Genomic DNA, 20,549 nt, shown 5'->3' with positions numbered 1-20,549 from the left:
TTTACCTCTCGCCTGTCACTCTGTTGTCGAGTGATCAGACCTTCTCTTATTGGTGGGGGGCGAGGATCAAACGCTCATCCTCTTTGAAAAAATGCTCATCGCAGTTATTGCCTGTGCCACTGCGATCAACCACCAGGAAGTCATCCCGCTTTTCGATCGTCAGCACCGGGTGGTGCCAGACGCCGCGATGGTAATTAATGCCCTGCCTGCCGTTGGTGACGAAGGCGCGGACCAAGCCTGATACAGGTTCATCGCCAAGTGGCGCGACCACGATCAGAAAGGGGTTGCCGAGCAGCGGAATGAAAGCCTGGCTGCCCAGCGGATGGCGCTCCAGCATGCTGACGGTCAGCGGCATGTCCTGCGCGTCGGCGCGGAAAATGCTGATGATCGCCTTGTCCTCTGGCGTGGCGGTTTCCACCGTCGCCAGTTTGTGAAAGCGCATGGTCGAACCGTTGTTGATCATGAAGTGATCGCTGCCGTCGGTTTCGATCACGTCACCGAAAGGGGCGAAGGCTTCTTTGGTCAGCGGTTCAATCGTCAATGTGCGCATGCTGTTCTTATCCGAATTCTGTGTTGTTGGATCTGACGTCTTCGCGAGCAGGCTCGCTCCCACAGGGGAATGCATTTCAAATGTGGGAGCGAGCCTGCTCGCGAATGGCCTCACTGCTTATTTAGCGACCTTGCCCAGGACGCGCAGGCGGCTCACACCACCGTCCGGGAAGACGTTCAGGCGGATGTGGGTGATTGGGCCCAGCGCCTTGATCTGCTCGGCGAAGGTGTGTTCGGCGTGCATTTCCAGCTTCTGGCTTGGCAGCAGTTCGCGCCAGAACAGCGATTGGGTTTCGATCTGGCTGTCAGTGCCGCCTTTCACGAACGCGCCCTGGATCGAGCAGCTGTCCGGGTAGTTGCCCTTGAAGTGCAGGGTGTCGACGATGACTTTCTCGACTTCGCCGGCATGGCCCAGGGCGACGATCACCCAGTCATTGCCCGGGGTACGACGACGTGCGGTTTCCCAGCCGTCGCCCATGTTGATACCGCGGCCGGGGTTGAGGATGTTGCTCATGCGGCCGAAGTGCTCATCGGAGCAGGCCAGGGCACGACCGCCGTTCAGGGCAGCAGCCAGGTCGACCTGTTCGTTGTCGCCAACCGCCGACCAGTCGCGGAACGGCTCGCCGTAAACGCGCAGACGGGCCACGCCACCATCCGGGTAGATGTTGAAACGCAGGTGGCTGAAGGCCTGATCGTTTTTGATTTCGTGGTAGTGGTGGCTGTTGCCTTGCAGCTCGACGGCGGACAGCACTTCAACCCACTGGGTGTTTTCGTTCGGCTCGCCTTCGGCCAGGAAGCAGGCTTCCAGGGAAGCCGACGGCGGGAAGTTGCCGGTGAAGAATGAAGTGTCGATGTCCACGCCCTTGATCGAACCCGGTACGCCCAGGCGAATCACCGCGCTGTCGAAGCCTTCGAAGCGTTTGCGACGCGATTCCCAGCCGTCCATCCACTTGCCGTTGTCATCGAACACGCCCTCCTTCCATACGGCCGGGGTCGGTTGGAACAGACGGTTGGCGTCTGCGAACCAGTCATCGGTGACCGAGATGATTTTGGTGCCCAGGCGGGCGTCGGCCAGGTTGACGAACTTCTCGAAAGGTACGGCGTAAGCTTTCATTCTTCTTGTCTGCCTTTAAATAAGTGGCTTGGGATGCTCTCAGGGCCCTGGGCGTGTTCGGCGTTCTTGAGCACGCTCGGGCCAGGATCGCTATAGGGTCAGTAATCGGAACAGGGCGATCTTGTTGATCTCCGCCAGCGCGCACTTGAACTCGGTGTCGACCGGGTTATGGATGCGCGTTTCGAACGCTGCGAGGATCTGATGCCGGTTGCTGCCTTTTACCGCCATGATGAAGGGAAACTTGAACTTGGCCTTGTAGGCGTCGTTCAGCTCGGTGAAGCGCTGAAACTCTTCGGCCGTGCATTGGTGAATACCGGCGCCAGCCTGTTCATTCGTGCTGGCTTCGGTCAACTGGCCCTGGACGGCAGCTTTACCGGCCAGGTCCGGGTGAGCGTTGATCAGTGCCAGCTGACTGGCGTGATCGGCGCTCAACAGGATGTCGCTCATGCGTTGGTGCAGGGTTTCGATCTGGTCGATCGAAGCGTCCTGGCCCAGCTCGAAAGCCTTTTCGGCCACCCATGGCGAATGTTCGTAGATATCGGCGAATACGCTGACGAAAGCGTCGCGGCTCAAGGTCGAGGGTTTGATCGATTGAAAGGTGCTCATTTGGCAGCCCCTTGGTACGGGTGGGTTTCCTGCCAGTGGCGCGCGATGTCAACGCGACGGCTGAACCACACCTGTTCATGACTTTTAGCGTATTCGATAAAGCGCTTGAGCGAGGCCAGACGCGCCGGACGGCCAATCAGGCGGCAGTGCAGGCCGATCGACAGCATCTTCGGGGCTTCGGCGCCTTCGGCGTAGAGCACGTCGAACGCGTCCTTCAGGTATTCGAAGAAATCGTCGCCCTTGTTGAAGCCCTGGACCTGGGTGAAGCGCATGTCGTTGGTGTCCAGGGTGTACGGGATCACCAGGTGCGGCTTGCCGGTCGGGTTGTTCGGTTCCCAGTAGGGCAGATCGTCGTCGTAGGTATCGCTGTCGTAGAGAAAACCGCCTTCTTCCATCACCAGGCGACGGGTGTTCGGGCCGGTGCGGCCGGTGTACCAGCCCAGCGGGCGTTCGCCAGTGATTTCGGTGAGGATGCGGATCGCTTCGAGCATGTGCTCGCGTTCCTGGGCTTCATCCATGTACTGGTAGTCGATCCAGCGGTAGCCGTGGCTGCAGATTTCATGGCCGGCATCGACCATGGCGCGGATCACGTCCGGGTGACGCTGGGCGGCCATGGCCACGGCAAAAATGGTCAGCGGAATGTCGAATTCCTTGAACAGCTTGAGAATCCGCCAGACGCCGGCGCGGCTGCCATACTCGTAAAGGGATTCCATGCTCATGTTGCGCGCGCCTTGCAGCGGCTGCGCCGAGACCATTTCCGAGAGGAAGGCTTCGGATTCCTTGTCGCCGTGCAGGATATTGCGCTCGCCACCTTCTTCGTAATTGAGCACAAAGGACAGGGCGATACGGGCATTGCCCGGCCAATGTGGGTGAGGAGGGTTACTGCCGTAACCGGTCAGGTCGCGTGGGTAGTCAGCGCTCACTGCAGTCTTCCTTCTTATTCGTGGTAGCAGATTGTGTGGCGCGCCTGGATGGGGTGGCAGGCTGGCGTCACAGCGATGGGCTGATTGTATACAACTTTATATTCACTTTGTAAGCCTGATTTTTTGCATTTTTCGCTAACGGTCATCTTCGCGTGCTATCGGGAGGAGCCTGCAAGAAATTTGCCTGGTTGGTCAGCTAATGGCTGCGGGGTTCAGATTCTTGGTGCTTTCGCCGTAAATCGCCTGGAAATCCCTGGGTGGCGTAGAGGGTCGTAAAAATGTCGCTTTTATTGTGTACAATTTTTTTGAAAAATGTCTTAATCAATCGCTCGCCGCAGCTTTTCGCGTTCTGAAACGGTGCGGTCTCCTTTTAACTGACTTCGGGAGGCGCGAGGTCTGACTGCTTCCACGCAGGCAGGCGCGCAGAATCAATGGGACGTTTGACTACACATGTTTTGGACGCTGCACACGGTTGCCCGGGCAGCTCGATCAAGGTCGAGCTGTACCGCGTTGAAGGATCGCAGCTGGAATTGGTCGCCACTGCGACAACCAACAGCGATGGCCGTGTCGATGCACCGCTGCTGCAGGGTGATGACTACCGCACCGGTGTCTATCAGGTTCAGTTTCATGCGGGCGACTACTACCGCGCCCGTGGGGTCCAGTTGCCTACGCCTGCGTTCCTGGATGTCGTGGTGCTGCGTTTCGGCATCTCGGCGGAACAGGATCACTACCACGTGCCGCTGCTGATTTCGCCCTACAGCTATTCCACGTACCGCGGCAGCTGATCCCCCAAGCAGCTGCCTCACCCTGGAAGCGACTGCGCATATAGCTTCTTTGGTCTTTCGCCCGCTCACACTGCGGGCTTTTTTTCGCGCCGTGCTTAGGCCCTTGGATCATCCGATCGCACAATAAAGACAGCGTCGGGGCGATCCTTTGAAATCTGGCTCCCGCCTTTGAGCCAGACCAGCTTGTTCGCCGCTTGGGCGTCTTGAACGGCTTGCATGGCCGACGGGCCAATCATTTCCGGCCACCTGTTCGAGGAGAATCCCTGGTCACGGGAAGGTGGAATATGAATTTTTTTACCGAGCACACGATGCAGGGTCATGAAGAACACAAAATCATGCCCTGTTCGCCGGAACACCAACACGGGATAGGACTGGGCTACGGTGGGCTCAAACACGGTGTATCCATTGCGGCTCAAAAGGTTGGCCATGAACAGCTTGAGGTCGACAGCATTTTGGGTGGTGGTGAAGTATCGCCACTCGTTGCGGAACTTTTGCGGATCAAATTCCAGTCGCTGTAATTGCGCTTGATCGGAAAGCAGGGGAAGTTCCATAACCCGGGACATCCCCTCGCCTGCAGTCATTGGCGACACGGGGAGCATGAGCAGTGGATCAGCCAACTCGGGCCGTGGTGTGATGTTCAGGGACCTCCAGTCATTGAACACTTGCCTGAGGGTCGTCAGCCCGGCGCTGGTTGCGACTTCGGAGCCGTTGGCGAGGTGAAACTGTTTTCTGGCGACATTCAGTAAAGAGAGTTCCGAGAGCTCGGGAAAGTAAGTGGCGACATAGTCGGTCAGCGCTCTGACGAAGGGTAGATGCGGATCGACTTCCCAGTGGTGGTTCGGCGGCACCTGGATAGCGCCACGGGGTTGTTGTTCGGGCTCTCGCCTGAGGGTTGCTTGCAATAAATCAAAGTCGTAGATCAGGTGTGTCGGGTTCTTGATGTAAACAATGGGATGGTCCGGCGACTCACCGCGCGGCACGGTCTTGTACAGAACACCCGCGATGGTGACATCTTCGGGCGACGCATGTTGAGCGGGGATTTCCCAGTTTTGCCATGGCTCGGATGGTGGATCGGCTTCGGACATCCGCAGAACGGATGACGCAGCATCCTCGTTTTCTTCTTCATTCCGGCGTGGCCGCTTGGAGGGACCTGCTTCCTCATTCGGATCGCCCGGCTGTCGGTTGACTGTCACAATCAGTTCTGAATCCACCATGTCACTGTTGTCGGGTCGAAACTGACGCCATTTGAGCATTCCTTCCACACGTTCAAGCCGCGGGCCGGAAGGCACGAGCTCGGTGATCTGTTTTGCCCTGAAATGACCTTGCGCGTCGTGGCCTACAGATACCGTCCCACCCTCTACAAGATCGACATACTGGCGCCCGGAGACAATTGATCGGAGTCCGGTCGCCGGGTCGGGATCGGGTAACCGCTCTACCAGCCCAGGTGCCAGATAATAATTGCCCAATGGGAAGTCAGTGATGGTACGACTGATGTGCAGATCGGCAGGGAGGTCGATGATCTCAATGGGCGGAGGCTGGACCTCAAGTGTTTGTGCGTGCTCCGGGAATTGATGCCCTGGCTGCGAATCGGGTTCATGGCCTTGTGGGGTGACAGGACGCCTGGGCAAAGTGTCCGCGGCCGTGTCGCGTATGCCTGAAGGGCCATCGTTTGGGGGGCCGGGGAATTTGGGGCGAAGGGGATGTTTTGGGCTCATTGAAAACCTTTTTGGAGTCGTATGAAATTTATGTGCCTGAAATGCGCGGTCAGTTCTCGCCGGCATGACCGGCGAGATGAGGCGTCTGTCAGCGTTCCCTGATAATGAAAACCGACTGCCATCCCGAGGCGGTTATCTGGGTTCCACCAAGCAGCCACACCACTTTGTTCTGGTCGTGAGCAGTCAGCAGTGCTGTTCGTGCTTGTTCGCCGATACGGGCTGTCAGATGCGGGTCGGAAAGTTCATTGCCCGGTGGGGTGATGTCTCTGATTGCGTGGCCCTCCACACGACCCAGTTTCAGGAAAAAAACGGCATCGTGGTTGGCGCGGGTGAAAACGAGCGTTGAGCCTTGGTGTTCGTTTGTTAACGGAAAAACACTGTACCCATTGCGCACCAGCACGGTTGCCACCAGCCGCTTGAGGTTGAAGTTGGAAGGGTTGGCAGAAAAGTTTCTCCATTCCTCAGGGAAACGATGCGGGGCAAAGTCCAGCCGTCGCAACGTTACGGCAGCATCGGAAGGGGGCAGCGCCAACCAGCCAGTATTGGTGGTTCTGGTGATGACGGGAAGCATGAGCAGCGGGTCGGCCAGTTCTCGTCGAGGTATTGTGGCGCTGCTGGCATTGGCCCAGTTACGAAAGGTCTGCTTCAAGACCATAAGGCCACGGCTGTTGATAACCTCCGAATGATCGGCGCGATTAAATAGCGTTCTTGCAACGGTATTTAATGTCTCATCCGAGTAGTCCCTGAAAGTTTCGGCGATGTAACCGGTCAAGCTCTTGTCGAATGGGTAGAGGTTGTCCGGCACTTTCCACTCGCCGTTCTGTTTGACTGCCCACCTGGGTTGCAGTGATAGATCGTCCTGCAGCATCTCTTCGAAGGCTTCATAGCGTGAAGGTGAAAACCGGGGATGTTCCATTAAAGCAACTTCAGTGTTCGCCAACGATCCTTGAGGTACGACGCGATAATGAAGCCCTTCGATTTCAATGGAGTTCGCCGATTGAGGCTTTGTCGAACTTCCCCAGTTCTTCCATAACGCAGAAGACAGATCTATAGGAGAGGCGGGCTGCGTGAGAAGGTCTGAGAGGAGGGGGTGTGCTTGGGCTAAATCGCTGTCGTCTTCATCCAGGCGCGGCCGCTTGTTGGTGCTTGGGCCGGGTTGTTCGTCCGTCGAGCTTGACGATTGTGGGTTGCGCCCAGGGGCGTCTGTGGTTTTCCTGCGCCAGAACACCGTTCCGGCAATTCTTTCGAGTACCGGACCTGTGGCGGTCAGCTCATTGGCGGATGACGCCTGGTACTCGCCGTCATCTCGGCGTCGCACCAGCGTGACGCCTTCATTTTCGATTTCTGCATACATCGTGTTGCGTTGGCCATGGCGTAATCCGTCGGTAAGTGGGGCGGGTAATCTCGATATCAGAGCGGAGGGCAGAAAGTTGATGTCGGATGTTATGCCAGAGGGGCTGATTACAAGTGGCCCGGGCGTGGAAATGTCCACCACCACAATCGATGGTCCTTGCGGGGAATTGTCCGATTGCCCTTCAGGCCGTTGGTTCCCCGGCAAGTCGATGGCAGGTCCGGGAATGTTGGGATCAGGCAAGTGGTGCCAAGGAGTTCTCCCGTCCTCGCCCTGGTTGTTTCTAATAGATGGGTCAGTTTCCGGAGTACCGGGTTTTGGTTTTCTTGGTGGCTTCATGCCTATGTCACTCCAGTAATAGATATCGCTCGTTTGGATAGATTCACACCTGCCAGTTGGGAGCGAGTCGCCCGATCAGACAGGTTTATAGTATTAATTACGCTTACTGCAGAGGGTGATAGTTATGTTGGTGCAAAGTGAATGGGTTTGTTGAGGTTTAAGTAGTCTCTGGCTGTTTTTAACTTGTTGCGTGGAGATAGATTAATCCGAAAATAAGATCAACTTTATGTAAGGTGCCAGAAGCGCTCACCAGATATACATCCTCGATAGGTGTGTCTTCATTGTTGTATTCGGGGAGGTAGATAATGGTTTGCCCGATCAGAAGTTTATTTTCCGATAGTTTTTTTATGGAAGGGTCCAGAAACCGTGTGTAAAAATACCAGGTCGATGCGTTGGATGTTTTAGCGAGTGCGCCCGGTGTAGATATTCGAAGTTGGGTGTGTGTTTCGAACCGGACATGATAGGTCGAGCCTTTCCCCTCGAGTGATAGTGTCGTTTTTGACAAGCGCCCAGGGAGATCGACAATCTGCGGGTGTGAATCAAGTATGAGGGCCTTGCTATCTTCAGGGGTAAGAAAGTGGTAGCGTCCTGTCCGTCTTTTAAGCATGCACTCGCCATCTATCTTTACAAGACCCGGAGTGTCTCCGTAAGCATGGTTATGCGCTGGAGGAGGGATTATTCGATAGGACACTCCGTCGCGCATTGTTACGATTAATGCCTGATTCAATTTCATTTCTTTGCTCATGTAATTCGAGTGGGAAATGTTTGAATAGGTGTAATGTCCATCGGATATAAACTCTTCGAGTGTTAAAGTTTTGCTGGTAAAGTTAAGTTTTAGGGAGATGTTGCTGGCGGTTGCATTGTGATGGGCATACTGACTGTCAGCTTGAATCGTATAGGTGGCTTGAGCTGAAACCATTTCCTTACTGTCATAATCGATAAAAATAGTGTTTACGGCGTTATTGTCTTTTTTTGTGATTGTGAAGCGTGTTTCGGGTGTGTCCCTATTAATGAAATAATTTGGGTGTGTGGTGGAGGACACTTCATGCTCAGGGCTGTTGAGAATCAATGGGGACGGCCTTCTCCCCTTCACCAGAATCAAGACTTCAACACTGTGGTTATCAAGGCCTTCCAATTCATCGGGGAAGTCAGGGGAGAGTTGAAACCCGTCCAGGGTCAAGAAACGTAGTATCTGTTCCTGGAACAGGCGTTTGTTTTCCGTTGTTTTATAGACGCCCTTGATGACCAGCTTTCTTTCCGGTAATTCTCCATCGGGTCCACACCGCGACGAAACCACAAGTGAAGTGCCTTCAATGGACCACCGCTCAATGGCTTCAAATGGCCAGTCCAGGATAATCACGCTTTCTTCCTGCGGGTCCTCGCTGATGATGACAGTGCCGCTTTTGTGGGTAACGTAATACTGGTCTAGGCCTGCGCCACCTGCAGCACTTCCATACCTCCCCATCAGATAAATCGTGTCATCACCACCACCTGCATCGATCTCGTCGTGGCCTCTGGAAACGATACGGTTCGCACCGGCGGATCCCTTCACGATGTTTCTCGCACCGGAGAGCGTTTCGACGTTTTCAATACTTTCCAGCGCTGTCAGGTGGACAGGAGGCATCGAACCGATATTGCTCAGCAGGCGGATCCGGCCGTTCTCCAAATCAATTTCATAGCCGGTGTGTGGAGAAACGTCCCGGCTTTCCAGCTTGCCTTGGAAAACCAGCGTGTCGTTACCGTCGCCACCTAGAAGTTGCGCATCTGTCTGGACAGGCGCGGGCGCTTTGAGCGTCTGTACGGCACCTTCAAACAGGAACTGATCATCCTGATCACCACCGGTCAGGTGCTTTGAGCCTGTGCCATAGATGAAATGATTGGGTTTCTTTTCGACACCGATGACGGTGTCTTTCCCGCCTCCCAGCAGCCAAAGCGTTGCTTTGGTTTCACCGTCGGTTCCCTTCACTACTCCAGGGAGATCCGAAGGAATTCCGTTGCGCGCGTCGATGGTATCGTTTTCGTCCTGAATCTGTGGCGCCTTGATTTCCGTGGAGCCCATCGATTCGCGGCCTTCGGAATCCTCCTCGAACCAGAACACTTGGTTGGCTTTCAGGGAAACAGTCACCTTGCCATTTACGATGGCCTCGACACTGCCTTTCAATTGTCCATCGAGCCAGTTACGCGCTCTCTTGGTGAGCATTTTCGAGTGCTGATCTTTAGTCAAAGCGATGCTGTATCGGTCCTCGATACGTTGCGGCGGACTTTGGTTGAGAAAGGCAAGAAAGCCGGTAACGAGACGTTCATCGACACTCAGCTCAATGTAATCGTCGATGTCGTCCACATAGCGAACGGCGCTGTAGATCTGCGATCCCGTAATCAGAATGGCTGCCGCCGCGATTCCCAGCGGACCGGCATGTGCGAAGCCGGCCAGGGCCGCGGTGCCGAGAATCAGGGTCAATGCGGCGCTGGTCAGGTTCAAGCCGGCTGCGACGTAATGATCCAGGGCCTGCTTGCCGGTGGTTTGAGAGGCATCGTTCAGCGCTTTGATCGCCAAGTAGATGTCGAAGGGCAGGGTCAAGGCGCCTGCGATCAAACCCGCTCCACGCGACAGGTGTAGACCAAAGTGAGTCCTGGAAAAACCCTGGTAGACCAGCGCACTGTTTTCAATCATCTCTTGGGCGGTTTTAACCAGGCCGCGCTCGATGATCAGCGAACCGAGCTCCGTCACCACCGCCCCGGCATTGATCGTCGCTTCGGTACGATCACCGCTTTTGATCGCGTCGCAAATGCCCATCAAACCGCTATAGATACCAAACGCCTGTAACCCGACGCCCATGCTGTTAACGACTTTGCTTTTCTGTTTGTTGACCCAGCCAGGCACATTTTCGGGTAAGCGGGTATCGCGGATATCCAGTTTCTGGGCTGATTGTAAAAGCCTGTCGATCTTTTGCGTGTGAGTGCCTTGTGCCTCGCTGAACAGCGGTGATGCGTCGACCGAGCGATGGGTTGCAATCTCGAACAACAGGGTCGGGATCGTATAGTCGCCAACAGTGCCGCTCGCCCGGATGCGATTTTCGACATCAGCGGGGTTCAATTGTATGTCGTCGATAAATGCCTGGGGGGGCCGGCGAAAGTTGGTGTTGCCGATATCCAGCGGCTCACCATCAATGGTGGCATTCATCAGGTGAAGTTCTATGCGGCTGACTGTGAATTGGCCAACTATCAGCGGTCCATAATGCTGATCCAGGGCCCGCAGCACCCGTTCCCGTTTCCTGGCGGATCGAGGGCGCTGGTCCCCGGCAGTCGAGGCTCCGTTGCTGCGGATAAAATCCGCGATTTCCTGATCGGCTCCAGCCAAAGAAGGCGGATCAATGTCCGACACTTTGATGGCGTCGTAGTCTGTTGCGTCGGAAGGCGTGAAATTGTGCGCCATACATACTTCCTGGTCGGGCTGTTTGGAAAAACGTTGGCCCGAACTGTAGGGAAGCGTGATATGCGTACAGCGATAAATATGTATGACGTGTGTTTCTGCCGATGACGTTGCGTCCGACGCTGTATCACGTGAAGCGTGCGAAAGCCCATCCGCGGCTTCAATCTGCCGGGATGGGCGGTGGGGGGATCAGTGCCCACTCAAGAGGGAGGCAGCGCCAGCGCCACCAAACAAACCGGCACTGACCCGGTTGAACCAGCTCTGGCCCTTGCCCGAACGCAAATACCTGGCTGCACCGTGGGCGCCGAGTCCGTAGGCGACTTTGCATAGCAGATCCAGCACGGTCCAGGTGGCGATCATCACCAGCAGTTGCGGCAGGAACGGCTGCTCGGCACTCAAGAACTGCGGCAGAAACGCGGCGAAGAACAGGATGTCTTTCGGGTTGCTGGCCCCCAGCATGAAGGCGCGGCCGAACAGTGCACGAAAACGCGGCACCGGCGCCGCCTGAGGCACTTCGGCACCATGGGAAGGCTGACGCGATTGCTGCCAGCTCTGCCAGGCGAGATAGAACAGGTACAGCGCGCCGACGATTTTCAGGGCGCTGAACAACTGTTCCGATGCCAGCAGCAGCGCGCCCAGGCCCAGTGCCGAAGCACTCAATAGACAAATAGACGCGATCACACCGCCGAGAAATGCCGGGTAGGAACGGCGCAGGCCGTAGTTCAGGCTGTTGCTGATCATCAACAACGACAGTGGTCCCGGGATCAGGATCACGACCAACGCAGCGCCGCTGAACAGCAGCCAGGTTTCCAGACTCATCACTTTCCTCCATTTGCACAAAAGCCTCACCCGACGGGGTGAGGCTGTTTTCGAATCTGTACCGCGGTTACAAGAAGATGAACTTGGCGATGAAGATCGCGCAGAGCACCCACAGGCTCACGGAGATTTCCTTGTACTTGCCGGTACCGGCCTTCAGCGCCACATAGGTGATGAAGCCCAGCGCAATACCGTCGGCCACCGAAAAGGTCAGCGGCATCATGATCGCGGTGACGATCGCCGGAATGCTGTCGGTCGCTTCGTCCCACTCGATGTGGGCCATGCCGCCCATCATCAGCATGGCCACATAAATCAGCGCACCGGCGGTGGCGTAAGCAGGGATCATCCCGGCCAGCGGCGCGAAGAACATGGCCGCGATAAATAGCACACCCACGGTCACGGCGGTAAGACCAGTCCGACCACCCGCCGCTACGCCAGCGGCACTTTCCACGTAGCTGGTTACCGGAGGGACGCCGACCACGGCGCCAAATACGCTGGACGCACTGTCGGCTTTCATCGCGCGGGAGAGGTTTTCGATGCGGCCGTCAGCGCCCACCAGGTTGGCGCGTTGGGCCACACCCATCAGGGTGCCGGCGGTGTCGAACATGTGTACGAAAAGAAAGGCCAACACCACGCTGATCATGCTGACGTTGAACACGCCGGCGAGGTTCATCGCCATCCAGGTTGGTGCAAGGCTTGGTGGGGCAGACATGATGCCCTCGTAGTGCACCAGGCCCAGACCCCAACCGGCCAGCGTCACAGTGATGATGCTGATGAGGATCGCGCCGAACACCTTGTGGTAGCTGAGGATGGCAATCATCAGGAAGCACACGGCGGCCAGCAGCGGGCCAGGCTCGCGCAGGGAACCGAGCTTGATCAGCGTCGCTGGACTATCGACGACGATGCCGGCGGTTTTGAGGCCGATCAAGCCCAGGAACAAACCTACACCGGCGCCCATGGCGAAGCGCAGGCTCACTGGAATACTGTTGAGCAGCCATTCACGGATCCTAGAAAAGGTCAGGATCATGAACAACACACCGGACACGAATACCGCACCCAGGGCGGTTTCCCAGTTGTAGCCCATGGTGCCGACCACGGTGTAGGTGAAGAACGCGTTCAGGCCCATGCCCGGTGCCAGGCCGACCGGCCAGTTGGCGTACAGGCCCATCAACAGGCAGCCCAATGCCGCGGCAATACAGGTGGCAACGAATGCCGCGCCATGGTCAATTCCGGCGTCAGCCATGATGTTGGGGTTGACGAAGATGATGTAGGCCATGGTGATGAAGGTTGTCAGACCGGCAATCAGCTCGGTCTTCACCGTGGTGCCATGCAAGCTGAGTTTAAAGATGCGCTCCAGCCAGCCATTGCGTAAAGGCGGCGAGAGATCCAGCGTCGATGCTTCGGATTTGCGGCTTTCCACAGCGAGTACTCCTCAAGAGTTTTATTTTTATTTCCAGGGCCGGACCCGAGGGGGTGGCAGCGGCCCTTTGAGGCACTTGCGAATTTGTTGACTGCTTGGTCAGGAACTCGCACGAAGTGGATTATGCTTTTGTATACAAAGAAAGCAAATAATGTTTTTGATTTTGTGGACGAAAAGTTTGGCAATTGCGGTATATCGCCAAGGAGGGCGTCATCGCGAGTAGGCTCAAGGGACGCTGAAAACAAAAAAACCGGCTCAAGGGCCGGTTTATTTTTGTCTGGAGTTTGTGGTGCCTGGAAGGGACTTATCGCGAGCAAGCTCGCTCCTACAGGGGATTGCGGTCAACTGTGGGAGCGGGCTTGCCCGCGATGAGGCCGGTACTGACACCGCAAAACCATCAGACCGCCGCGAAACGCTGATCCAGATAATCAATGATCACCTTGGACTCGTACATCCAGGTGGTCTGGCCGTTCTCTTCGATGCGCAGGCATGGCACCTTGATCTTGCCGCCTTGCTCCAGCAAGGTCTGGCGGTCTTGCTCGTTGTTCTTCGCATCGCGCAGGGCCACCGGCACATTCAAGCGACGCAGGGTGCGGCGGGTTTTGACGCAGAACGGGCAGGCGTGGAATTGATACAGGGTCAGGCCCTTGGCGGCGGTTTCGACCTGGGCCTGGGCGGCGGCGGGGCGCTGCTTCTTGCCGGGGCGAGTGAGGAAGTCGATGAAGATGATCAGTTGGCCGAGGCCGACACGAAGCGCTTTGACGAACACGTTGTAAGCCTCACTGGGCGAATGAAGAAAGTCGCGCAGCTTACCTGATTTTTCACAGGCGAAAAAAAACCGGCGATGAATGCCGGTTTTCCTGTGTTGCGAATTACTTGATGAGGCTGAGGAATTCGCTGCGGGTCGCGGCGTTCTCACGGAACTCGCCGAGCATCACCGAGGTGATCATCGTCGAATTCTGCTTTTCCACACCACGCATCATCATGCACATGTGCTTGGCCTCAATCACCACCGCAACGCCCAGGGCGCCGGTGACCTGCTGGACCGCATCGGCGATCTGGCGGCTGAGGTTTTCCTGGATCTGCAGGCGGCGGGCATACATATCGACGATCCGCGCGACCTTGGACAAACCCAGCACCTTGCCGCTCGGGATGTAGGCGACATGGGCCTTGCCGATGAACGGCAGCAGGTGGTGTTCGCACAACGAGTACAGCTCGATGTCCTTGACCAGCACCATTTCGCTGTTGTCGGAGCTGAACAAGGCACCGTTGGTGACTTCTTCAAGCGTCTGTTCATAACCGCGGCAGAGGTACTGCATGGCTTTGGCGGCACGTTTTGGCGTGTCGAGCAGGCCTTCGCGGGACACGTCCTCGCCCAATTGGCCGAGGATCGCGGTGTAATTCTGTTCCAGGGACATGAAACTACCTGTGGGATTTTACGCAAAGAACAAGGGTACGGTGGCGGACACGGCGCTGCAAGCGTGACGCATCAGCTTTACTCGTCGCGACCTTCCATCATGGTGCGTTTGAGCATCACATAAACCGCACCGGCACCGCCATGTTTGGCCTGGCAGGAAGTGAAGCCAAGCACTTGCGGATGCTGGCGCAGCCAGGTGTTGACGTGGCTTTTGATCATCGGTCGCTTGCCGTCCAGGCGTACGGCCTTGCCATGGGTGACGCGCACGCAGCGGATTTCGAATTTGGTGGCTTCCGCCAGGAAGGCCCAAAGGGTTTCCCGGGCCTTTTCCACATTCATGCCATGCAGGTCGAGGCTGCCTTCGAACGGAATCTGTCCGATCTTGAGCTTGCGCATCTGGCTTTCCTGCACGCCGTCGCGGGCCCACATCAACTCGTCTTCAGGGCCGACGTCGATGACAAACTGATCGGACAGCCCATCGACGGTGGAGGCATCGGTACGCACGGTAGCGGCCTGTCGCAGCTTGGCGATCTGCGCTCGGTCAGCCTTGGGTTTGCCGGTGTCGGCGCGATCGTGCTTGATCGGCTTGACGCCTTGGATCGCGCTTTTGAACAGGGAAAAATCGTCGTCTTGCATGTCAGCCTCCGCGAAGGGCGGCCAGTTTACCCAACTCGAGGCGAATGGGGGCGCGACAAAACGCGCTGCGTTCGGCTCAGTCGTGTTTTTTCATCAAGTGCGGAGACATGTTCAGCTCCATCGACTGCCGTGAGCGGCGTCGGCAGCGACGCCACAACCACACGCCGAGGTACAGCACGAACAGCCCGATCGCCAGGATCACCGCCGCTCCGGCGCGGTTGGTGTTCAACTCGCCCAGGGCTGGTGCATGGCCCAGCAGGCTCGCGACGCCGGCCATGGCGAGCAGCACGCCACAGGTTGCCAGCAACGCAGCGAATGCTGCGCCGATTCGAAAACGCCAGTTGCGTTGGCCTTTGGGCCGCAAGCGGCGAGCGTCAAAACCATCGGATAACTTCATTCCGACCTTCCTCAATGGGTATCGGCCCTTCGACCGGAAGTTGACCGGGATGTTCCTGAGGCTAAGACAATTACGGCTAATGAGAGGCTTTTACGGATGAGCGGCGGTATGGACCGCTCATCAAGCGTCGATCAGACCAGGTCGTTGGTCTGGGCGACGGCGGCAAAGTTGTCCGCCATGATCGCCATTTCGGTCCGCTGCACATCCTCGGCGCTCAGGACACCGCCTTTGTACGGCAGATCGCGGGTGGCGCAGGCGTCTTCCACGAGGGTGCAACGGAAGCCCAGGTTTTTCGCTGCCCGAACCGTGGTACTGACGCTGGAATGACTCATGAAGCCGCACACCACCAGGTCCACTGAACCCAGATCTTCCAGGCGTTTTTTCAGATCCGTGCCATGGAATGCACTCGGCAGGATCTTTTCAATCTTGATCTCGCCGGCAAGCGGCTCCAGCCCAGGTATGAATTGCCCGCGCTCACCGCGTGGGTCGAACAGCCCACCGACAGTGCCGAGGTGGCTGACATGCACGATCGGCCGGCCGGCCGCACGGGCAGCAGTCACCAATTTCTTGATGTTCGCGACAGCTGCATCCATGCCGCTCAGGGCCAGGGGACCGCTGAGGTATTCTTTCTGGGCATCGATGATGATCAGGGTCGCATGACTCAGTTTGGCGGCTGCATAACCGCGGCCGCTGAGTTGAAACATCGTTTGTGGAACGGACATTCTGGGGCTCCTTGGAGTGGGGCTTTTGCGACATTGTCCTCTGGCTGAGCGCTTCTGTGAATCGCTACCATCGTAGGCACCGTCGTTACTGGCGTGCAGCGTTGTCAAGTGGCCCGTTTTGTTCAATGCCCAGCTGTAAAAAGAGATTAGTCCTACATCTGCCGTAGTGTATTTCCCGCGTCGTCGTGGGGACGTTAGGCTGTTAGAATCGCCCGTCGATTTTTCTGGAGTTTGCCGTCGTGATCACTTCCCGCCTTCGTACCCTGCGTGACCATATCCGTTGGGCCGTCAGCCGCTTCCATGGGGAGGATCTGTTTTTCGGCCATGGGACCGACAATGCCTGGGACGAAGCCCGTCAACTGGTGTTGGGTGCACTGCACTTGCCGTGGGAAATCGCTGACAGCTACCTCGACTGCAACCTGGAGGAAGACGAACTCGTCCACCTGCAGCAGTTGCTCAAGCGCCGCATCGAAGAGCGCGTACCGACCGCTTACCTGCTGGGCGAGGCCTGGTTCTGCGGCATGTCGTTCATTGTCGATGAGCGCGTGCTGATCCCGCGTTCGCCGATTGGCGAGTTGATCGAAAACCGCTTTACCCCATGGCTGGGTACCGAGCCTGCGCGGATTCTCGACCTGTGCACCGGCTCGGGCTGCATCGGTATCGCCTGCGCCTACGAGTTCCAGAACGCTGAAGTGGTACTGGCCGATCTGTCGTTCGAAGCGCTGGAAGTGGCCAATCAGAACATCGAGCGTCACGGCGTCGATGAGCGGGTGTACACAGTGCAGGGTGATGGTTTCGATGGCTTGCCGGGGCAGCGTTTCGACCTGATCGTGTCGAATCCCCCGTACGTTGACGCCGAAGATTTCGCCGACATGCCGGACGAGTACCAGCATGAACCGGAACTGGGCCTGGCCTGCGGTGACGATGGCTTGAACCTGGTGCGACGCATGCTCGCCGAAGCGGCGGATCACCTGACCGAGAAGGGCTTGCTGATTGTCGAGGTGGGCAACAGCCAGGTGCACGTCGAAGCGTTGTACCCGGAAGTCGATTTCGCCTGGCTGGAGTTCGAGCGTGGCGGGCATGGCGTGTTCATGTTGACGGCCGAGCAGTGCCGGGATCATCAGGCGTTGTTCGCTTCCCGCGTTTAACCGTCAAAAGCTTCGCGAGCAGGCTCGCTCCCACAGGGGATTTGTGAACGACGCAGATCCAATGTGGGAGCGAGCCTGCTCGCGAATAGCCGCGCCACGGTTTCAAGCTGTTAGCGGTGCGTCGCAATCCAGATCAACAACCCTGCCTGAAATACCGCGAACGCTACCAGGCAGGTAATGGTGAAACGCAGCCCGGCGTCTTCACGTTTGTACTTGCTGACCTTTTCTTCGTGCTTCTTGAGTTTGACTTCCTGCTCGGCCAGGTTCTGTTCGGCCTGCTGGAGCATCTGTGCGGCTTCAAGAATTTCCACGATTTGCAGTTTTTCCGTGTTCCAGTCACCCAGCAGGTCGCTGACTCGCACCTCTTTGACGCTGCCCTTCAAATGCTGGGCGTCGGCGTAGACCACATCGAAACCGTGCACGCGCAAAAAGTGGTCGCGGCGCAGCCGCGTGTCTTCGTTCAGCGCGTCCTTGTTCTTGAGATCGCTGCCGTCGACGGTGTAACCCGGCCAGCGCGCCTTCACCCAGTTAATGCCTTGTGCCGCCATGAATCGGCCGATGCCGCGATTGAGCGGTTCGATCTGCAGGCCGCTTTCCGGCGCGAAATGCACGCGTTTTTCAGTGTGGTCGACCCACACGTCCAGATGGTTCTGTTCCTTGCGCACCCGCTGGGCGGGCAGGGAGATGGTCATGCGCAACAGGCTGCGCTGATGGTCGTTGCGTTCGGCGTAACCGAATTCGACAAAACGCAAGGGCCGCCCACCGGTGTTGCGATCGGTCTGCAACGGTGCCAGGCGGAGCATCTTGTGGTGCTCGACGTGGACGTCCGCCCATGGCAGCTCGACCGCTGGCGGAGCGTCTTGTTCAGCGGTGGTGTCGGGTGAAGTCTGGGTATCAGTCATAACGGCGAGATCCTGTCCAAGCTCTGCTGCCGCCAGCTATTGCGCTGGCGACAATGGCTTATCGGCCGTTTTTTTCAGGACTGGAGGGCAAAAAGAGGTTAACTGGAGCGAAGTCCGTCAATAAACCCGAGGATTCGCGCGCCCAGTTCCGCCGCCAATGGCAAATTCGGATCTTTGTAGGAGGCCAACTGGCGTTTCACGTCGTTGGGGACGATGCGCATGACGTGGTTCATGCCTTCGATCAGCGCCAGTTCGGCGTCCGGTTTGGCCGCCTTGAGCAGGCGGGCATCATTGACCCCGACCTGGATATCGTTGCTGCCCTGGATGATCAGCGCCGGCATTTTCAAGCGGGCGAAGGCCGCCGCCGGGTCCTGGCGGAACAGTGAAATCAGGTACGGTTGCACGCTCGGGCGGAAAATCACTTGCAGTTGCGGCGGCACATTGTCGTCGGTTTTCCCGGCCTTGAGGCTATCGAGCAGCTCATTGCTGCGCAGCATCAATGGCGGCGGCAGGCGATTGCCCAATTGCTGGCGCAATACCTGATCGATCGGCCGGGCGGTGCCGGACATGGAAATCACCGCCGTCGCATCGATGCTCGGTGCGGCGAGGCTGGCGATCAATGCGCCTTCGCTGTGCCCCAGCAGGATCAGTTGGCCAAAGCGCGGATCGGTTTTAAGCTTCTGGCCCCAGGCCTCGGCGTCGGCAACATAGGCCTCCACCGTCAGGTTTCGCTCGTCCGGCGTGGCCGCGAGGCTGGCCGCCACGCCACGTTTGTCGTAACGCACGCTGGCGATGTTGTGTTTGGCCAGGACCCAGGCCAGGCGCTTGAGGCTGTCATTGCGTCCGCCGTCGGGGTTATTGCCGTCGCGGTCCGTAGGACCGGAACCGGAAATGATCAGGACAACCGGTACCGGTTTGTCGGACTTGGGAAGCAACAGCGAGCCGAAAAGCTCGCCGGTGCCGGTGTCCAGGGTGATCGGCCGTTGCAGGACAGTGGCCTGGGCGAAGCCGGAAATCAGGGTAAGGCTCAAGATCAAAACTCGCAGCATCATCACGCCATTATCAACAGAATGCCGGTTGGACTCCCGGGCACCCATAAGGTTCGAGGATGAACTACTTGGGTAGCCTGCGTATACTGGCGCGCATTACGTATTTGGGTTCGATTTCACGGAGCGTCCTGCATGTCCGGCAATACCTACGGCAAGCTGTTCACTGTCACCACCGCTGGCGAAAGCCATGGGCCGGCGTTGGTCGCCATTGTCGATGGCTGCCCGCCGGGCCTGGAGATCTCCCTGGAGGATCTGCAGCACGACCTGGACCGCCGCAAGCCCGGCACCAGCCGTCACACCACCCAGCGCCAGGAAGCCGACGAAGTCGAAATCCTTTCCGGCGTATTCGAGGGTCGCACCACGGGTTGTTCTATTGGCCTGTTGATCCGCAACACCGACCAGAAGTCCAAGGACTATTCGGCGATCAAGGACCTGTTCCGCCCGGCCCACGCCGACTACACCTACCACCACAAATACGGCGAACGCGATTACCGCGGCGGCGGTCGCAGTTCGGCCCGTGAAACCGCCATGCGCGTGGCCGCTGGTGCGATTGCGAAAAAATACCTGGCCACCCAGGGCATCATCATTCGCGGTTACATGAGCCAGCTGGGCCCGATCGAAATCCCGTTCAAGACCTGGGATTCGGTGGAGCAGAACGCATTCTTCAGCCCGGACCCGGACAAGGTGCCGGAGCTGGAAGCCTATATGGACCAGTTGCGTCGCGACCAGGATTCGGTCGGCGCGAAGATCACGGTGGTTGCCGAAGGCGTGATGCCGGGCCTCGGCGAACCGATCTTCGACCGTCTCGACGCTGAATTGGCCCATGCGCTGATGAGCATCAACGCGGTCAAGGGCGTGGAAATCGGCGCCGGTTTCGCCAGCGTCGCCCAGCGCGGCACCGAGCACCGAGATGAAATGACTCCGCAAGGTTTCCTCAGCAACAACGCTGGCGGCATTCTGGGCGGCATCTCGTCCGGTCAGCCGATCGTGGCGCATCTGGCGTTGAAGCCGACGTCCAGCATCACCACGCCGGGCCGTTCCATCGACATCCATGGCAATCCGGTGGAGGTCATCACCAAGGGCCGTCACGACCCGTGCGTCGGCATCCGCGCCACGCCGATTGCCGAAGCGATGATGGCCATCGTGCTGATGGACCACCTGTTGCGTCACCGCGGGCAGAATGCCGATGTGCGCGTGAGTACACCGGTGCTGGGTCAGCTCTGAATGGCT

At 57.7% G+C, this 20,549-nt stretch carries 19 protein-coding genes; 3 read left to right on the top strand and 16 right to left on the bottom strand.

Going from position 1 to position 20,549, the window contains the following annotated elements; genetic code table 11:
- Positions 1–46: 46 nt before the first annotated feature.
- From BJ917_RS30155 to puuE, 4 genes are all read right to left on the bottom strand, one after another.
- Positions 47–550 carry an ureidoglycolate lyase gene (locus BJ917_RS30155; RefSeq protein WP_007988150.1) on the bottom strand — a complete coding sequence of 168 codons (504 nt, stop codon included), beginning with the start codon at positions 548–550 and terminating at the stop codon, positions 47–49.
- 117 nt (positions 551–667) lie between these two features.
- Entirely contained in the window at positions 668–1,663 is a 996-nt protein-coding gene (gene alc / locus BJ917_RS30150) for an allantoicase (RefSeq protein WP_121105929.1), read from the bottom strand.
- A 90-nt stretch (positions 1,664–1,753) separates the two neighbouring features.
- Positions 1,754–2,269, bottom strand: coding sequence for a 2-oxo-4-hydroxy-4-carboxy-5-ureidoimidazoline decarboxylase (gene uraD, locus BJ917_RS30145; RefSeq protein ID WP_096509708.1), 516 nt, complete (start codon positions 2,267–2,269; stop codon positions 1,754–1,756).
- Complete coding sequence (puuE, locus tag BJ917_RS30140) at positions 2,266–3,192, bottom strand: allantoinase PuuE (RefSeq protein ID WP_096509709.1); 927 nt, start codon at positions 3,190–3,192, stop codon at positions 2,266–2,268. Before puuE ends, uraD begins: the two co-directional genes overlap by 4 nt.
- 431 nt (positions 3,193–3,623) lie before the next feature.
- Here puuE and uraH point away from each other — a divergent pair, with 431 nt between their 5' ends.
- Positions 3,624–3,977, top strand: coding sequence for a hydroxyisourate hydrolase (gene uraH, locus BJ917_RS30135; RefSeq protein ID WP_121105928.1), 354 nt, complete (start codon positions 3,624–3,626; stop codon positions 3,975–3,977).
- A gap of 95 nt (positions 3,978–4,072) precedes the next feature.
- Here the strand turns inward: uraH and BJ917_RS30130 are convergent, their stop codons facing one another.
- The 10 genes from BJ917_RS30130 to BJ917_RS30085 form a co-directional block, all read right to left on the bottom strand.
- On the bottom strand, positions 4,073–5,692 hold the full coding sequence (locus tag BJ917_RS30130) for a hypothetical protein (RefSeq protein WP_121105926.1): 1,620 nt from the start codon (positions 5,690–5,692) through the stop codon (positions 4,073–4,075).
- Between the two features lie 88 nt (positions 5,693–5,780).
- Positions 5,781–7,046: a hypothetical protein gene (locus BJ917_RS30125; protein ID WP_121105924.1), complete on the bottom strand. Its 1,266-nt coding sequence runs from the start codon at positions 7,044–7,046 to the stop codon at positions 5,781–5,783.
- A gap of 514 nt (positions 7,047–7,560) precedes the next feature.
- A complete protein-coding gene (locus BJ917_RS30120; protein WP_121105922.1) occupies positions 7,561–10,815 on the bottom strand; it encodes a calcium-binding protein in 3,255 nt (1,084 codons plus the stop codon).
- A 186-nt stretch (positions 10,816–11,001) separates the two neighbouring features.
- The gene (locus BJ917_RS30115) at positions 11,002–11,631 is read right to left on the bottom strand and encodes a LysE family translocator (protein ID WP_096509714.1); all 630 of its coding nucleotides are present in this window, start codon (positions 11,629–11,631) and stop codon (positions 11,002–11,004) included.
- A 67-nt stretch (positions 11,632–11,698) separates the two neighbouring features.
- A complete protein-coding gene (locus BJ917_RS30110; RefSeq protein WP_096509715.1) occupies positions 11,699–13,048 on the bottom strand; it encodes an NCS2 family permease in 1,350 nt (449 codons plus the stop codon).
- A 397-nt stretch (positions 13,049–13,445) separates the two neighbouring features.
- On the bottom strand, positions 13,446–13,817 hold the full coding sequence (locus BJ917_RS30105) for a glutathione S-transferase N-terminal domain-containing protein (RefSeq protein ID WP_096509716.1): 372 nt from the start codon (positions 13,815–13,817) through the stop codon (positions 13,446–13,448).
- Between the two features lie 103 nt (positions 13,818–13,920).
- Positions 13,921–14,466 carry a GTP cyclohydrolase I FolE gene (folE, locus tag BJ917_RS30100; protein WP_007988130.1) on the bottom strand — a complete coding sequence of 182 codons (546 nt, stop codon included), beginning with the start codon at positions 14,464–14,466 and terminating at the stop codon, positions 13,921–13,923.
- Positions 14,467–14,543: 77 nt separating this feature from the next.
- Positions 14,544–15,101, bottom strand: a complete 558-nt coding sequence (locus tag BJ917_RS30095) for a Smr/MutS family protein (protein WP_121105921.1) — start codon at positions 15,099–15,101, stop codon at positions 14,544–14,546.
- A 76-nt stretch (positions 15,102–15,177) separates the two neighbouring features.
- The gene (locus BJ917_RS30090; RefSeq protein WP_096509718.1) at positions 15,178–15,498 is read right to left on the bottom strand and encodes a hypothetical protein; all 321 of its coding nucleotides are present in this window, start codon (positions 15,496–15,498) and stop codon (positions 15,178–15,180) included.
- Positions 15,499–15,629: 131 nt separating this feature from the next.
- A complete protein-coding gene (locus BJ917_RS30085; protein ID WP_096509719.1) occupies positions 15,630–16,220 on the bottom strand; it encodes a cysteine hydrolase family protein in 591 nt (196 codons plus the stop codon).
- Positions 16,221–16,459: 239 nt separating this feature from the next.
- Between BJ917_RS30085 and prmB the strand changes: the two genes are divergently transcribed.
- Positions 16,460–17,368: a 50S ribosomal protein L3 N(5)-glutamine methyltransferase gene (gene prmB / locus BJ917_RS30080; protein ID WP_096509720.1), complete on the top strand. Its 909-nt coding sequence runs from the start codon at positions 16,460–16,462 to the stop codon at positions 17,366–17,368.
- 110 nt (positions 17,369–17,478) lie between these two features.
- Here prmB and BJ917_RS30075 read toward each other — a convergent pair whose 3' ends face one another.
- Together BJ917_RS30075 and BJ917_RS30070 are read right to left on the bottom strand one after the other, a co-directional pair.
- Positions 17,479–18,270, bottom strand: a complete 792-nt coding sequence (locus BJ917_RS30075; protein WP_121105919.1) for a hypothetical protein — start codon at positions 18,268–18,270, stop codon at positions 17,479–17,481.
- Between the two features lie 98 nt (positions 18,271–18,368).
- Entirely contained in the window at positions 18,369–19,367 is a 999-nt protein-coding gene (locus tag BJ917_RS30070) for an alpha/beta hydrolase (RefSeq protein ID WP_096509722.1), read from the bottom strand.
- 84 nt (positions 19,368–19,451) lie between these two features.
- Between BJ917_RS30070 and aroC the strand changes: the two genes are divergently transcribed.
- The gene (gene aroC / locus BJ917_RS30065; RefSeq protein ID WP_121105917.1) at positions 19,452–20,543 is read left to right on the top strand and encodes a chorismate synthase; all 1,092 of its coding nucleotides are present in this window, start codon (positions 19,452–19,454) and stop codon (positions 20,541–20,543) included.
- Positions 20,544–20,549 lie beyond the last annotated feature (6 nt).

It is taken from the genome of Pseudomonas sp. WPR_5_2 (genome assembly GCF_003634475.1).
GTDB classification, from domain to species: Bacteria; Pseudomonadota; Gammaproteobacteria; order Pseudomonadales; family Pseudomonadaceae; genus Aquipseudomonas; species Aquipseudomonas izuensis.
The sequence above is the reverse complement of the archived record's forward strand: the minus strand, read 5'-3'. Positions and strand labels throughout refer to the sequence as shown.